Annotated in this window: 13 protein-coding genes; all 13 read left to right on the top strand. The window is 41.5% G+C overall.

The genetic code is table 11. The features are described from left to right. Window positions 1-2: 2 nt before the first annotated feature. The 13 genes from AC58UX_RS12030 to AC58UX_RS11970 all read left to right on the top strand — a co-directional run bounded on the left by AC58UX_RS12030 (window position 3) and on the right by AC58UX_RS11970 (window position 15,346). Window positions 3-617 carry a cytochrome (ubi)quinol oxidase subunit III gene (locus tag AC58UX_RS12030; protein WP_497252806.1) on the top strand — a complete coding sequence of 205 codons (615 nt, stop codon included), beginning with the start codon at window positions 3-5 and terminating at the stop codon, window positions 615-617. After that, window positions 618-935: a cytochrome C oxidase subunit IV family protein gene (locus tag AC58UX_RS12025; protein WP_057315113.1), complete on the top strand. Its 318-nt coding sequence runs from the start codon at window positions 618-620 to the stop codon at window positions 933-935. A gap of 100 nt (window positions 936-1,035) precedes the next feature. Then, the gene (locus AC58UX_RS12020) at window positions 1,036-1,896 is read left to right on the top strand and encodes a cytochrome c oxidase assembly protein (protein WP_497252804.1); all 861 of its coding nucleotides are present in this window, start codon (window positions 1,036-1,038) and stop codon (window positions 1,894-1,896) included. A gap of 16 nt (window positions 1,897-1,912) precedes the next feature. Continuing rightward, window positions 1,913-2,368, top strand: coding sequence for a DUF420 domain-containing protein (locus tag AC58UX_RS12015; protein WP_497252802.1), 456 nt, complete (start codon window positions 1,913-1,915; stop codon window positions 2,366-2,368). Between the two features lie 128 nt (window positions 2,369-2,496). Continuing rightward, the gene (locus AC58UX_RS12010; RefSeq protein WP_497252800.1) at window positions 2,497-3,402 is read left to right on the top strand and encodes an ABC transporter ATP-binding protein; all 906 of its coding nucleotides are present in this window, start codon (window positions 2,497-2,499) and stop codon (window positions 3,400-3,402) included. Then, window positions 3,395-4,672 (top strand): ABC transporter permease, encoded by a 1,278-nt coding sequence (locus AC58UX_RS12005; protein ID WP_497252798.1) that lies wholly within the window; start codon window positions 3,395-3,397, stop codon window positions 4,670-4,672. The genes AC58UX_RS12010 and AC58UX_RS12005 overlap by 8 nt, the downstream gene beginning before the upstream one ends. 457 nt (window positions 4,673-5,129) lie before the next feature. Continuing rightward, a complete protein-coding gene (locus tag AC58UX_RS12000; RefSeq protein WP_497253642.1) occupies window positions 5,130-6,098 on the top strand; it encodes an ABC transporter permease in 969 nt (322 codons plus the stop codon). Window positions 6,099-6,113: 15 nt separating this feature from the next. After that, complete coding sequence (locus tag AC58UX_RS11995) at window positions 6,114-6,983, top strand: carbohydrate ABC transporter permease (protein ID WP_497252796.1); 870 nt, start codon at window positions 6,114-6,116, stop codon at window positions 6,981-6,983. Between the two features lie 64 nt (window positions 6,984-7,047). Next, on the top strand, window positions 7,048-8,577 hold the full coding sequence (locus AC58UX_RS11990; protein WP_497252794.1) for a type 2 periplasmic-binding domain-containing protein: 1,530 nt from the start codon (window positions 7,048-7,050) through the stop codon (window positions 8,575-8,577). A 128-nt stretch (window positions 8,578-8,705) separates the two neighbouring features. Next, complete coding sequence (locus AC58UX_RS11985) at window positions 8,706-11,009, top strand: helix-turn-helix domain-containing protein (protein ID WP_497252792.1); 2,304 nt, start codon at window positions 8,706-8,708, stop codon at window positions 11,007-11,009. Window positions 11,010-11,188: 179 nt separating this feature from the next. Further along, window positions 11,189-11,635: a helix-turn-helix transcriptional regulator gene (locus AC58UX_RS11980; protein ID WP_497252790.1), complete on the top strand. Its 447-nt coding sequence runs from the start codon at window positions 11,189-11,191 to the stop codon at window positions 11,633-11,635. 175 nt (window positions 11,636-11,810) lie between these two features. Next, a complete protein-coding gene (locus AC58UX_RS11975) occupies window positions 11,811-14,291 on the top strand; it encodes a glycoside hydrolase family 2 TIM barrel-domain containing protein (RefSeq protein ID WP_497252788.1) in 2,481 nt (826 codons plus the stop codon). Then, window positions 14,288-15,346: a glycoside hydrolase family 88 protein gene (locus AC58UX_RS11970; protein WP_497252786.1), complete on the top strand. Its 1,059-nt coding sequence runs from the start codon at window positions 14,288-14,290 to the stop codon at window positions 15,344-15,346. The genes AC58UX_RS11975 and AC58UX_RS11970 overlap by 4 nt, the downstream gene beginning before the upstream one ends. Window positions 15,347-15,351 lie beyond the last annotated feature (5 nt).

Genomic DNA, 15,351 nt, shown 5'->3' with positions numbered 1-15,351 from the left:
GCATGAGTACTCATCATACGGGCGCACTGCCTGCTAATCCGGAAACGGCTACCCTCGAAGGGAAAAATAAGGTTCTTGGCTTTTGGCTTTTCCTAGGCGCAGAGGTTGTATTGTTCGGTTGCTTATTCGCAACTTACATTGCTCTTCGGAACTCTGTTCCGGATGGTCCAACCGCTGATGAAATTTTCAAACTTAAAACGGTTGGTTGGTCAACGTTCATTCTCTTGACATCAAGTTTGACGAGTGTATTCGCAATTATTGCGATGCACCGTCAAAAAGTAGGTCAATTGCTAGCTTGGTTGGCAGTTACCGTGTTGTTCGGTCTTTCCTTCTTAGGAATGGAGATCTACGAGTTCTTCGAGTATGTTCATGAAGGCCACAAGTTTACAACAAGTGCTTTCTCAACCTCGTTCTATACGTTGGTTGGTTTCCACGGTGCTCACGTAGCATTCGGTGTTTGCTGGATTACACTGTTGATTTTCCAAGGTATGAAAAAAGGTCTTACAGTCGTTACGGCACCTAAGTTCTATGTCGCTTCACTGTACTGGCACTTTATCGACTTAGTTTGGGTATTTATCTTCACAGTTGTTTATCTGATGGGGAAGGTGGGTCACTAGATGAGCAGCAATTCTCATGATACACACGCACCTAGCAAGCGAGTGAAACACGATTCACCAGTGAATCACTATTTGACTTACATCATCTCGATTCTACTCACCATGTTGGCATTCGCTGTCGTACTATACGGAGACTTGGATCGTTCGTTTATCTTGATTTTCATCGTATCCCTAGGGATCGTGCAGGCGCTTGTTCAGTTGCTATTCTGGATGCATGCCAAAGAGAGAGGACACTTGTTCCCTCTAATCTTTATCTTCGCAGGAGCATTCGTTGCTCTTACCGGTGTAATCACAGCCGTATATTGGGTTTGGTGGTAAAAAAGATAGAAGAGGCAACTTTGTCTAGACAAAGTGCCTCCTCTTTTTTTAAGGAGAGTTATTTTGGAAATACTTAGCTTGAAAGGAGATAGATGCAGGTATGAGTCAGATTGGTTCGTTTTTTGATTTGTGGAATCCTGTTTTATTATTGATCGTCATCGTAATCGGATATAGTTATGGTAGATTTGTCGTGAAAGGAAGTGGGAGTGCTGCGAAATCAGAGCCAATTTCGATCGCTCAGCAGCTGCTATTCTACTCCGGGCTCGTTTTATTTTACATAGGACAGGGTAGTCCAATTTCATATATCGGGCATCATTACTTGTTCAGTATGCACATGCTGCAGCAAACGATTCTTTACCTCATCGTACCGATCCTCATTTGGTTAGGAACACCGGCTTGGATCGTACGTGCATGTATGAAAAATGTAGTTTTTCGCGGCTTGTTTTCCTTTTTAACTCGCCCTCTGATCGCATTATTCATGTTCAACATGCTCTTCTCCATCTACCATATGCCTTTTATTATGGATTACTTGATGAAGAATGATGTACCGCTTTTTGCTTATCATACGATGCTCTTGGTGACGGCCTTTATCATGTGGTTCCCGGTATTTTGTCCGCTGCCTGAGCTGAACCGCTTAAATGATTTGAAGAAAATGGCGTATATTTTCGGGAATGGCGTCTTACTGACACCGGCATGTGCGCTCATCATTTTTGCAGATACGATTATCTACGATATGTATGACAATGTAACGGTTCCTTTTGCTCATTTGTCTCCACTGGATGATCAACAGCTCGGTGGTGTCATTATGAAAATTTTGCAGGAAATTATCTATGGCGCCACATTGGCTTATATTTTCTTCCGCTGGTATCGCCGAGAGCGCAAGGATGAGGACGAATTGGATCCACTTCCATCACAAGAAAGCATGAATAATAATCAAGGCGGGAATTGGAATCGCGCTTAGAGAAAGGATTAGAAAGATGCACATTTTACCCACGATTTCTACGATGTTTATCGTAATTAGTGCCATTTTTGTTGGGTTCGGTTGGTATCATATTGTGAAAGGGAATCGGGATACGCATGAGAAGCTGATGGTGCTAGGCGCTATTTTCGCGTTAGCGTTCTTAATCATTTACATGTCCCGTACCTTATTTGAAGGAAATACGGCATTTGGCGGGCCTGAAAGCTTAAAGCTGCCATATCATTTGTTCCTATTCTTCCATATTACTTTAGCAACGATAGGTGGCGTACTTGGTCTCGTCACGTTGTGGTTCGCGTACAAGAAGAAGTTCCTTAAACATAAGAAAATTGGTAAAGTTGCCGCAATTGTGTGGCTGTTAACAGCACCAACAGGTGTGATGGTTTACGTCTTGTTGTACATCCTGTATCCAGGTGGAACGACGAAGCCTGTGATTGATGCCATTTTCGGATTGTAATTGAAATAGCACGGAATGATGTGAAAAAGCATCGTTCTGTGCTATTTTTTTGTTGGAGTTCATTCTTTTTCCAATATCATGTAAAATAGTGAGCGTAAGCAACTTCGTGATGAAAGGTAGGCTCATGAATGACATACCCATTAGTTGTTGAACAGGTATCGAAGCAGTACGGAGATAAAACAGCTGTGAATCGAATTGGGCTGCGTGTGAAGCAGGGCGAGATATATGGATTATTAGGAGCCAACGGGGCTGGGAAGACGACAACGATGCGGATGGCGCTCGGTTTGATTTACCCCGATGAAGGTAACATTACGTGGAACGGGCAAGGATATCGGGAGGAACTTCGCAGCTTAATGGGATATTTGCCTGAGGAACGAGGATTGTATCCCAAAGTAAAAATTAGTGAGCAGATCCTATACTTAGCTGAGCTAAGGGGGATGAAGCGACGCGAGGCCGATCAAGCCTTGAAGTCGTGGTTGGAACGGTTTGAGGTCCCTGATTATTACAACCGGAAGGTTGAGGAGTTGTCCAAGGGAAATCAGCAGAAGATTCAATTCATTGCCGCGATCATACATAACCCTGAGATTCTTATTCTGGACGAAGCCTTCAGCGGACTGGATCCGGTGAATGTGGAGCTGCTGAAGAAAACAGTGAAAAGCCTGCGAGATGAGGGCAAAACAATTCTCTTTTCCAGCCATCGCATGGAGCATGTGGAGGAGCTTTGCGAGAATATTTGTATTTTGCACCGATCTAATACGATTCTTCAAGGCAGCTTAAAGGAGATTAAAGCGAGCTTTCCGAAGGAAAGAGTCGTGCTGGAGACTGCGACGAGCGTAGATGGGTTAGAGAAGCTTCAAGGCGTAACATCGGTGAACCAAGGGTTAAATGGGTACGAGCTTCGCATTACGCAGCCAGAAGCCGCGCAGCGTATTCTGCAATATGCAATGGAACGATCCACGGTACAGCGTTTTCAAATTATGGAACCGACCTTGAATGAAATTTTTATCCAGAAGGTGGGAAGCCAGCATGAATAGTATATGGACAGTCATTAAATTTACGTACATGACTCGTTTTCGCATCAAATCGTTTCAAGTGATGAGTCTAATCTTGCTAATCTTGGTATCGCTATTAATTCACCTGCCATCCATTATCCAACAATTCGAATCCGATGAGGCGACAAAAATAGGGGTTTTCGGTAAGCAGCAAGCGGTTGTGGCGTCTAAATTAGAAGCTTTTTTTAAGAATCAGCCGAATGCAGAGATACAAATTGTACCCCTTTCCGATCAAGGCAGTGTAGAAGCCAATGAGGCGTATGGGAAGCAGCAAATTACAGATAAGGAGATCAAGGGATACCTAGAGTTCACGGAAGGGAAACAAGGCGGATTCCCGAAGATGATCTATAAATCCACAGGAACAATGGATTCGCCGAAAAACAAGCTGCAAACGGCTCTTCAGCTCATTAAGATGGATATGGTGCTGCAAGGTGCTGGTGTGCCTGATGCGTTGAAAACCGATATTCAAACGCCTATCTCATTGGAAACGGTGCAAATATCCACATCAGATCAAACTGCTGAGGGCAAAACAGAGTCCCAAATGAGGTTGTCCTACGTGCTGGTGTATATCCTGCTCTTCATGCTTTACATGGGAGCCATCGGATTCGGGAATCTCGTTGCAACGGAAATCACAGCGGAGAAAAGCACGCGCGTTATGGAATTGCTCATTACTAGCGTGTCACCACTGAAGCAGATGTTTGGTAAAATCATTGGTATTTGCTTGCTGGCTCTATCGCAAATTGCCGCATTAATCGCTGTTGCCTTTCTGAATATTCAGTTGAGTGATGCATCGGCCATCAAGGATATGAATCTCAGCTGGAGCGATTTAGAAATATCCGTTCTCGTCTATTTCATCATTTTTTACTTACTCGGGTTCTTCATCTATGCGACGATTTTCGCGGCGGTAGGCTCGCTTGTCAGTCGCACGGAGGATGTGGGGCCAGCCATTATGCCAGTTACCTACATCATCGTCGCGGCGTTCATGATTGCGATCTTCGGATTGAATCATCCGAATGCACCGTTTGTGGTTACGATGTCATTTGTGCCATTTTTCTCGCCTATGATTATGTTCTTGCGGATTGGTATGAGCTCCCTGCCGTTCTGGCAGATTGCGCTATCGATTGCGATTCAGTTGTTGTCCATTGGCGCGATGGCTTGGCTAGCGGCGAAAATCTATCGAACCGGCGTGTTGATGTATGGCAAGCGGCCTAGCTTGAAGGAGTTAAGAAAGGCGATGCGGGCTTATCGGTAGTTGGTGTTGGCCAAGAAGATATTCTGCAGGTTGAGCTAAGCATGGATTTAAGAATAAAATAGAGCGTATTGCTTGGCCAATCAGATCTTATTCTGATTGGTCTTTTTCTAATTTTAGAGAGATTAGCATTAGAACTTCCCGTCTTTCGATGCTGGGGAGGGATTGGTTAGAGTGAAGACTTTAATGGAATCAAGTCATAAATATTAAATAATGGAGAAAGCGGAGTCTAATGACCATTAGGCTCCGCTTTCTCCATCTTTGCTTACAAATACGTTGATACATCAAGGCTTTAGCAGTGTTTTAAAATTATCTTACTTGTATAAAAAAATACAAGGCGTCTGTAACCCTATTTAAAAAGAGTATTATTGTCGGGAAGTTTGAGTTCAAATAAGGTTAAAGTGTGAGAAGTGATACAACCTAAAAACAACTCGTGAGGAAGTGGACAGCGATGCTAGGCATGAAAGTAAGTGGCCAAAAGCAAGCGGAGACAATAAGCGTCCTGCGGAGGAAAGATGGCAAATTGCAGAAGTTCTTAAGAGAAATAATGCGAGATAAATATATCTACCTCCTTGCTTTACCCGGGATTCTTTATTTTCTCATCTTCAAATATTTACCGATGTACGGAGTTCTTATTGCCTTTCAGGATTATTCGATTTATTCAGGGGTTTCAGGTAGTCCTTGGGTAGGATTTAAACATTTCGAACGTTTATTTGGAGAAGAAGATTTCTGGATCATTCTTCGAAATACAATGTCGATTAGCTTACTGAACATCGTATTTTTCTTTCCTTTACCTATTATTTTGTCGCTTTTGTTAAATGAACTTAAGAACCAGTTTTATAAAAGAGTGGTACAATCTATGGTTTACTTGCCACACTTCTTGTCTTGGGTCATAATTGCGAGTCTTTCATTTATTTTATTCGGTCAATCAGAAGGGATCGTTAATTATGCTCTAAATCTAATGGGATTTGAAACATTTGATTTTCTAACAAATCCAAATGTATTTTGGTTTTTATTAACTGGTCAGTCCATCTGGAAGGAAGTTGGATGGGGAACCATCATCTTTTTAGCAGCGATCGCTGGGGTGAATACGGAACTATACGAAGCAGCTCGAATGGATGGTGCGAACAAGTTCAGACAAACTTGGCATGTTACTTTACCGACAATTCGAAACGTCATCCTTATCCTATTGATTCTAAAATTAGGGGATGTACTTGAAGTTGGTTTTGAACAAGTATTCCTCATGAATAACGGTGCGGTATCTGATGTATCTGAAATATTTGATACGTATGTGTATCGTGTTGGTCTTCAACAAGCGCAATTCAGTTATAGCACGGCGGTTGGCTTATTTAAGTCCTTTGTAGGATTAGTGCTAGTTGTCATTGCTAATCGAGTCACAAAGAAATTTGGAGAAGAAGGTCTATATTAGAAAGGCGTGAACACAGTGAAGATTAGTCTGGGAGAAAAGATATTTAACATAGCTAACGTAGTCATTCTTGGGCTCATAGCTTTGGTCACCTTGTTTCCAATATATTGGGTATTTATCGTATCTTTTACGGAACCTTCGGAGTTTGTCCGAAAAACGGTTGTATTGTGGCCAGAGGATTGGTCCTTAACCGCTTATAAATATTTATTATCTGCCCCAAGCTTTATGAAATCGATTGGAGTAAGCGCATATTTGGCAGTTGTAGGCACATTTTTCAGCTTGTTGGTTACAACATCATTCGCCTATGCGCTATCGCGGAAGAAGTTTAAGGGCAGAAAAATTATTATGATGCTTGTCCTATTTACAATTTTGTTTGGTCCAGGAATCATCCCAAATTATTTACTAGTTAAAGATTTAGGCCTGATAAATAGTTTGTGGGCAGTTATCTTAGTTGCACTGACGAGTGGATGGCATGTCATTTTGATGAAAGGCTTCTACGACAGCATTCCAGATGCGTTAGTCGAAGCAGCAGCTATTGATGGGTGTACAGACATCACAGCGTGGGTTAAGATTATTTTACCTTTATCCCTGCCTTCTATTGCCGCATTCGGTTTATTCTTTGCCGTCGGGAATTGGAATCAGTTCTTTAACGCATTAATCTATTTAAACGATCATACGAAATGGCCTATTCAAGTCCTTCTTCAGAATATGCTCATTGATTCATCAGGCAGCAGCTTGGGCGATGTCGATACGACCATTACACCTCCACCGAGCCAACAGTTAAAAATGGCAGCAGTTGTATTAGCTATTGCGCCAATCATCTGTGTATATCCCTTCCTACAAAAGCATTTCGCTAAGGGGGTGATGATTGGCTCTGTGAAAGGATAAGTAAGGGATACGTAAGATTCGGTAATTAAGAATACGATATTTGTCCGAAGGGGAGAATAAACAAATGAAAAAGACAATTTTAACAACGGTAGTAGGGTTATCCATGCTTGTAACGGCTTGTAGTAATGGAGATAAGGATGTTGCAAGCAGTACGATTACAGGAAGTACTGCGACTCCTGCTAAGCCTACTGAAATCTCCATCATGTCTCATTTTTTTGGTGCAACACCTCCAAAAGAAGATGGTGCTGTTCAACAAGAAATCGAGAAAGCAACAAACACAAAATTAAAAATTCAATGGAATGCCTCTAACAACTATCTTGATAAACTTAATGTTGCATTTGCTTCGAATGATCTCGCGGATCTTATATTAATTCCGAATGGAGTTCCACTAACGAATAATGTATTTGTGCAGGCAGCTCAAAACGGCGCCCTTTGGGACCTCACACCATATATTCAAAACTATCCCAATCTAAAAAAGAATATTGCTGATATTGCTTGGAAGTCGAATGTTATTGGAGGGAAGACTTATTTCGTTCCACGTCCGCGTCCATCAGAAGGTGATTTCTTCTTCATTTTTAGAAAAGACTGGCTTGATAATCTCGGATTAAAGGTTCCAACGACGGATGAAGAGCTATATAAAGTTATGAAAGCTTTTACTCTTGATGATCCAGATAAAAACGGCAAAAACGATACAACAGGTTTTGGCGGTATATTCAACGGTGATTCAGATGCTGGTGATTTCAAAAGATTCGAAAGTATATTCACTGGAATCAATGGGGATTGGAAAGATACTAATGGTCAACTTTCTTATTACGCTTTTGAACCAGGGGAACGGAAAGCACTTGAGTTTTTGGCAAAGGCTTACAAAGAAGGTCTAATCCTGAAAGACTTCCCGTCTATGACGACTAAACAAAGCAACGATGCTTTCGCTGCGGGTAAAGTGGGAGTTAAAATCGATGCCTCTTCCGTATTCCAAACCTATGTTGACGTCATAGTAAAAAACAAGCCTGATTTCAAGCTAACTGACATGATTCCTGCTACGAATATTAATGGTTACAATCCGAAGGGTGTAGGCTTTAACGGGGGACTTGCCATTCCGAAGAAGGTTTCGGAAGATAAAATGAAAAAGATTCTTGCTATGCTTGATCGTTGGAACGCGGATGATTTATTTAAACTCCACACACAAGGACTCAAAGATGTTCATCATACAGTCGATGCGAGTGGCAAAGTTGTAATTAATACTGAGAAAGTAACACAGGACGCGCTTGGTGAATATACGCAAATCGTCAACGTAGCGGATCCATATGCTAATGCCTATAAATCAAACTTCCCTGAAGATGCCAAAAAGCTATTTGGTAGTATCCAAGATGAGCGTGCGAAAACAAGCGTCGCTCCTATTGTAGGATTGACTTCTGAAGTAGGTAAAATCTATGCGCCGAAGCTGACTAAAGATTTGACTGACTTGAAACTAAAAATTATTCTGGGCCATGAACCTATTACAGCATGGGATACTCAATTAGAAAAAGTGAAGAAGGATCCTCAGATGCAACAGTATACGAAAGAGATGAATGAGTCTTATAAATCCAGAAAGTAGTAAATGATGGAGCAAGCACCCTCTGAAGAGCAAAATTCTTGAGGGTGTTTGTGTGTTTTTTCAATTTGACAGTTGTTTTCAGTATAGTAAACTGTAAATATTCTTTTATTGCAACTGGGGTGGTTCGCTTGTTACGAATTAATGGTAAATATAGAAAAACATTAGTTATATTTCTTCTTATTACTAGCTTCCCTGGTATTATATTTAGTTTTTTGTTATTTTTCGTAAGTAAAATTCAAATGGAAAATGAATTGCAAACGATTCATCAAAACCATCTTTCCAACACAATTGAATCTATTCAAAAGCAATTTTCAAATCTAGAATTATTAACGGCTAACATGGCTTTTAATGCGAATAAACAAGATTACAGCAATTTAGATCTAGTCAGAGATCACCAGAAAATTAAAGATATTTATAATGAGCTAAGCATGATGAGAGGGTATAATCCATTCATTGGCCGAGTGGAGTTGTTTTTGAATCAACCTCAGCCCATGCTCTACACGGAGTCGGGTTATACGTTAATAAAGGATCGAAATCAAGTAGAAAACTATCAAAGATTATTGAAAAGTAACCAAAAATTATTTTGGGACCATTCCGTTTCAAGTATTGAAGTGGGGTATAAGGATCGTTATGCGCCATTAGTTATGGTTCATAATTTAGATAACTATTCAGTTACTACTTTTGGTTCTTTGATTGTTTTTCTAGATAAGGAAAGCTTCCAGCAGATTTTGAAATCCCCTTATGAAGACGGATCTGTCTTTATATTGCGAGATGATAAACAGTGGCTCTTTGGAGAAAAGGGTCAAGATGGTCCGAAACCGCTCCAGTTGCAAGTTATAAATGAGATCGAGAAACGCGATTATGAACAGCCGTTTGTATTTCATTTTGAAAATATTAAATATACCGTCACTTATAAGCAATTTTCTAGACTAGGTGAGAAATGGAAATATGTTTCGATTGCACCGATGACCAAAATTACAGCTCCTGTTGTTTTTATTTCTAAAGTATTTATTTTCTTGAACTTACTAGTCTTTGCATTGGCGATTTTCTTATCATTGTTTGTGTCCAAGAAATTATATGCCCCGATTGAAAAACTGACGCGTAAGATAAGCGGAAACCAACGCACATTATCGAATGAGTTTACAATGATCGAAACGCATCTTAATCATTTGTCTTCTGAAAGCGAGGATTTACAAAAACGCTTGAAAGAGGAAATGCCTCATCTGCGTGGAGGGTTTATTCTCCAGTTAGTACAAGGGTATTTATACGCGTATCGAGATGAAGATTTGAAGGATCGAATGCTACAATTTGGTTCGAATCCAACTGGCAAGAAATATATGATTGCTTTTGTACGTATGTCTGGTTTTAAAAAATTAATGGACAGATATCTAGAAGGAGATGAAGGGTTAGTCACATTCTTGGCGGTTAATATTGCTGAAGAATTGCTTAAAGCATCTGACTTGGATGCTGACGTAATAAACTTTCATGATTTATCGCTAGGGATCTTGTTCTCTTACAACGAAGATGTGCAAACGCCGATGCTTGATTTGAAGGTGCGTGGATTTTGTGAGCAGTTAATTGAAACAATCAATCACATTTGTAAGATGAATGTTTCGGTTGGAATAAGTAGAACTGCAGACTCGTTAAAAGCCATTCACAGCAATTACGAGGAGACTAAAACTGCGTTAAGCTATCGAAATCTGCAAGAAGATAATCAAATTATTGAAATCAAAAAGTTGGATGATATTCTTAACAATCAAGAACATTTTGAATATCGGTTTGACCTTGAAAAAGAAATGATTCAGGCGATCCGGCAAAGGGATCAAGAAGAAGCGGTTAGACTTGTTCACCAATTTTTTATGACGTCTGAAGACCAAAACGTTAACGAAGTTATGATTCGTCAGATGGCCTTCAAGTTATTAAGCGGCATCTTGCATATTGTACTTCAGTCAGGTCTGATCGAGAATGTAGTAAATAGTAGCGCGAATCTATATGAAAAGTTATATAAGTTGACGGATCCAGCTGAGATCAGCGATTGGTTTGAGAAACAAGTCGTTCTGCCAATGATCGACGAATTATCACAAAAGCAGGACCAGCGCCTTCATTTGATTGTCCAAAAGGTTATGCAGATGTTAGAAACGAATTATAGGGATGATATTTCGTTGGAGGCTTGTGCCAACGAGGTGAACTTAAATCCATCCTTCTTGAGTAAAATATTCAAGGATGTATCTGGTTGGAATTTTATTGATTACTTGACGAACATACGGTTAACGAAAGCGAAAGAATTACTCATCGAGACCGATACGCTAATAAAGGATGTTGCTGAAAGCGTTGGGTATAATCAACATAGCTATTTCAATCGTATTTTTAAAAAAGAACTTGGAATCACTCCTAGGGAGTTTAGAGAAATGAACCGGAAAAATTATCTGTAGTATGGGACAAGGGAGACCTTGTCTCTTTTTTTTTGTCTAATAAATAACGGAAATAAAGTACTACTAAAATAAATAAATACAATTAACTTAAACGCTTAAAGTTAAAAAAATACTATTGTCGCTAACTCTTCAAACAATTAGCGTAGAAGGAAGTAAGTTAGAAGGAGTGATAGAGATCCATGTGTAGAGAGAGTGTGGATGGAGCGTGGCGGTTTTCTATAGGACAAGTTACAGGTGGATATATACATGCAGCATTGCATGAAGATAAATTATCTCTTAAGCAAGACCAGCGCCTTCATTTGATTGTCCAAAAGGTTATAAAGATGGTAGAAACAAAGTATATGGATGATATTTCGTTGGAAGCTTGTGCTGATGAAGCGAGCTTAAATCCACCGTTCTTGAGTAAAAAATTCAAGAATGTATCTGGTTGGAATTTTATTAATTACTTGACGAACATACGTTTAGTAAAAGCGAAAGAATTACTAATCCAGACTGATACACTAATAAAGGATGTTGCTAAAAGCGTTGGGTATAATCAACATAGCTACTTCAATCGTATTTTTAAGAAGGAACTAGGAATCACTCCTAGGGAGTTTAGAGAAATGAATCGAAAAAGTTATTTGTAGTAAGGGACAAGGAGGAACCTTGTCTCTTCTTTGTCAATTAAATACCGATAATAAAGTACTACAAAATTAAATAAATACTATTTCTATACTGTTCTAATTAAAAAAGTACTATTGTCTCTAACCCGCCAAGATATTAGCTTAGATGTAAGAACTTTTGAAGGAGTGACTGAGAAACATGAATAGAGAGAATTTAGATAGAGCGTGGCAGTTTTCCCTGGGTCAAGTTGCAGGAGGATATATAAATGCAGCTCTGCAGGAAGAAAAGCCGGGTAAGACCGTACACTTACCACATGACTTTACGATAGAAACAGATCCTTTTCCTGAAGCACCCAGCGGAACTAGATCAGGGTATTATAGGGGTGGGATTGGTACCTATACAAAGATATTAAACATTCCTGAATCAGATAAAGGAAAACGCTTTTTACTCGAATTTGATGGGGCATATATGAACACCATCGTAGCTTTGAATGGACATCAGGTGACAAAGCATCATTACGGCTACACGCCATTTCATGCCGATCTTACTCCTTACTTAAAGCTCGGAAAGCCTAATCGACTTACCGTGACTTGCAACAACTCGGCTGAACCGAATGAACGCTGGTATACCGGATCAGGTTTATACCGGCATGTGGATATGCTTACCTCACCGCGGCTTCATATCGCTCCATGGGGAATTTACGCCAGAACTTCTCATGTTGCAAACGGTACTGCGTTTATCATTGTTGAAACTACCGTAGAAAACCATACGGCTGAACTCGATAATCTTTGGGTGAACGTCAGAATTGAAAAGGAGAGCGGCGGCACATTAGCAGCGGAAGGAAGAATAAGAGTCCATGCACAGCCTGGGGAGAAATCTGTAGCCCGGGTTATGCTTGCTGTTGAGAATGCTGAGCTCTGGGATATCGATTCGCCGCATCTATATAAAATTACAGCTCAACTGTCCGATCAAGAGACTACTCTTGACAGTGATAGCACCTTATTCGGAATACGGACGATATCAGTTGACACAAAAAACGGCTTTATGTTAAACGGACGTACAATAAAGATGAAGGGTGGATGTGTGCATCATGATAATGGAATCCTTGGTGCGGCCTCATTTATGGATAGCGAATATCGGAAGATGAAAATCCATAAAGACAACGGATACAACGCCATTCGCTCTTCTCATTACCCGCCATCAAGAGATATGCTCGAAGCATGTGATCGTTTAGGATTGTTAGTTATAAATGAGGCTTTCGATGTCTGGACGATGGGGAAAAGCCCCCATGATTATAGCCTTTACTTTGAGGAGAATTGGAAGTCGGATATGGAGGCCTTCATCCTTCGCGATCGGAATCATCCATGCGTCATCATGTGGTCAACTGGAAATGAAATTTCGGAACGGGGAGGCCTGTCCGATGGATATACGTGGGCTACAAAGTTAGCGGAATGGGTGCGGGAACTTGATTCAACACGCCCGGTAACGAATGCAGTTTGCGGGTTCTTTAACGCACTTGATGATGAGGATTTGGCAGCTTGTCAAGAAGAGATGCTGGAGGAATATAAAAGAACTGGAAGCATACAAAATTTTGAATCCAAACATGCTAAGGCAATTTGGGGAGACCTTACAGAAGCCTATTGCGCGCCGCTAGATGTTGTGGGATATAACTATTTGGCACACCGTTACGAAATAGATGGGGAGAATTTTCCGAATAGGGTCATCTGCGGCTCAGAGAGTAAAGCTTTGGAGATGGCAGAGTACTGGGATGCCGTGGAACGTAATTCACATGTTATCGGTGATTTCACCTGGACGAGCCACGATTATATCGGTGAAGCAGGAATTGGTAGAGCGGAATATATAGAACTCGGTGACACGATAGATATGAATAATTTAAAAAAAGTGAAATTTCCGTGGCGTCTTTCCAATGATGCAGACTTTGATCTCTGCGGGTTCATCCGGCCGCAGCATGCTTACCGAAGAATCGTGTGGGGGTCTATTGAAACGTTCATTGCTTCCCGGAATCCGAAACATTATGGCAAAAAGGAGATCCTGGGGAAATGGGGCTGGCCGAATTGCGAAAATGCTTGGAGCTGGGCCGGTTCTGAAGGTAGACCAGTACAGGTTGATGTGTACTCTGCTGCAGAGGAAGTTGAATTGATCCTTAACGGAAAGAGCTTGGGAAGACAACAAGTTGGTAAGGAAAACCGCTACACGGCGACGTTTGATACGACTTATGAACATGGTACGTTGGAAGCAATAAGCTATACGGCAGGCAAGAAAGTATCGTCAGACCTCCTTACTTCTGCAGGCACTCCTGCTGGGATTCGTATTCACTTAGAGAAGAATGAGCTTGTAGCAGACGGACAATCTTTATGTTTTGCGGTCGTCGAAATTATCGATACTGACGGGAAAGTTGCTCCCACTGCTGAAATGAAGGCGACAGCGAGGGTCGAAGGAGCAGCAACGTTAGCGGCTTTCGGCACGGGTAGGCCACAGACCGACGAAAACTATACAAAAGGCGAGTTTACGTCATATAAAGGGAAATTGCTTGCCGTAGTCCGCTCAGGATATGATCCGGGCATTTCGTATCTGACAGTTGCTATTGAAGGTTTTGATAACGTAACCACTGAAATCCCTGTGATATCGAAGCAGGCACCCAAAGGAGGACTCCAATGAACGTGAACATAGTATTGCATAGGAACGAGGTACTCTCCGGGATAGATCGGGTATGGAATTGGATGACCAGCAAGGAGCAGCTTCCCAACCTAGATGGTTGGGAGTGGGCCCAAGGGGTGGGAATGTATGGTGTTATTAAAGCCTATGAGGGGACCAAGCAAGAACATTTCGGTAGCTTTCTAAAGAGGTGGACCGAAGAGAATGCCAACAAACTCAGGTTCGGCTCAGTAAATTGGGTTGTTCCGGCGAATGTGCTGCTTAATGTGTATCAACAAAGCAGTAATCCCGAACATCTCGACTCCTGTCGGGACGTCGCGGATTGGTGCCTGAATAAAGCATTGCGCACGACGAACGGAGGCTTCGCTCATGTATGGGGACCGGGAGCAGGCGGACTCGAGGATTACAAAAATCAGCTATGGATCGATACGCTGTTCATGGCCGGCATTTTCATGCTTAGGTTCGGTATATATGAGCAGAACACCGCGTTAATCGATGAAGCACTAAGACAATTCGATATCCACATCGATTGTCAATTTGATCCCGCATGTAATTTATTCTTTCATGGCTATCATTGTGTGGATGAAACAACACTTGGGCAGCATTGGGGACGAGGTAACGGGTGGGCAGCGGCCAGCCTGATCGAGCTGTTGGACCTGCTTCACGGGCAGCCTTATAATACAGATCGTTATGCTGAACTATTCAAGCGGCATATGAAGAGTGCCTATCAGTTGCAGATGAAAGACGGTATGCTTCGGACGTTGTTGGATGAAGAGGAATCTTATCTGGAATCGAGCGGTTCTGCTTTGTTTGCTTTTGCAGCTCTTAAGGGTCATAGACTCGGACTGCTGGGAGATGAATTCAGGATCTGGGGTATACAGATCACATATGAATTGATTACCAACCATCTCGCTTTAGACGGTTTGGTCCTACATGCATCTTGGGGCACCGACTGTCAGGCCAAAGAGGGCTATTTGCAAGTTCCATATCGGACCACGCAATATACGGCTGGTGTCGTGTTGATGCTGCTCGTTGAAGCTCTGGATGAAATAGCGTAAATAAA

It is taken from the genome of Paenibacillus sp. J22P90 (genome assembly GCF_059692195.1).
The sequence above is the reverse complement of the archived record's forward strand: the minus strand, read 5'-3'. Positions and strand labels throughout refer to the sequence as shown.

What these genes read in the sequence shown, in the direction of transcription:
- AC58UX_RS11980 (WP_497252790.1), top strand. Translation starts at nt 11,189, where the DNA reads ATGTGTAGAGAGAGTGTGGATGGAGCGTGGCGGTTTTCTATAGGACAA.
- AC58UX_RS12030 (WP_497252806.1), top strand. Translation starts at nt 3, where the DNA reads ATGAGTACTCATCATACGGGCGCACTGCCTGCTAATCCGGAAACGGCT.
- AC58UX_RS11970 (WP_497252786.1), top strand. Translation starts at nt 14,288, where the DNA reads ATGAACGTGAACATAGTATTGCATAGGAACGAGGTACTCTCCGGGATA.
- AC58UX_RS12015 (WP_497252802.1), top strand. Translation starts at nt 1,913, where the DNA reads ATGCACATTTTACCCACGATTTCTACGATGTTTATCGTAATTAGTGCC.
- AC58UX_RS12000 (WP_497253642.1), top strand. Translation starts at nt 5,130, where the DNA reads ATGAAAGTAAGTGGCCAAAAGCAAGCGGAGACAATAAGCGTCCTGCGG.
- AC58UX_RS12005 (WP_497252798.1), top strand. Translation starts at nt 3,395, where the DNA reads ATGAATAGTATATGGACAGTCATTAAATTTACGTACATGACTCGTTTT.
- AC58UX_RS12020 (WP_497252804.1), top strand. Translation starts at nt 1,036, where the DNA reads ATGAGTCAGATTGGTTCGTTTTTTGATTTGTGGAATCCTGTTTTATTA.
- AC58UX_RS11990 (WP_497252794.1), top strand. Translation starts at nt 7,048, where the DNA reads ATGAAAAAGACAATTTTAACAACGGTAGTAGGGTTATCCATGCTTGTA.
- AC58UX_RS11975 (WP_497252788.1), top strand. Translation starts at nt 11,811, where the DNA reads ATGAATAGAGAGAATTTAGATAGAGCGTGGCAGTTTTCCCTGGGTCAA.
- AC58UX_RS12010 (WP_497252800.1), top strand. Translation starts at nt 2,497, where the DNA reads ATGACATACCCATTAGTTGTTGAACAGGTATCGAAGCAGTACGGAGAT.
- AC58UX_RS12025 (WP_057315113.1), top strand. Translation starts at nt 618, where the DNA reads ATGAGCAGCAATTCTCATGATACACACGCACCTAGCAAGCGAGTGAAA.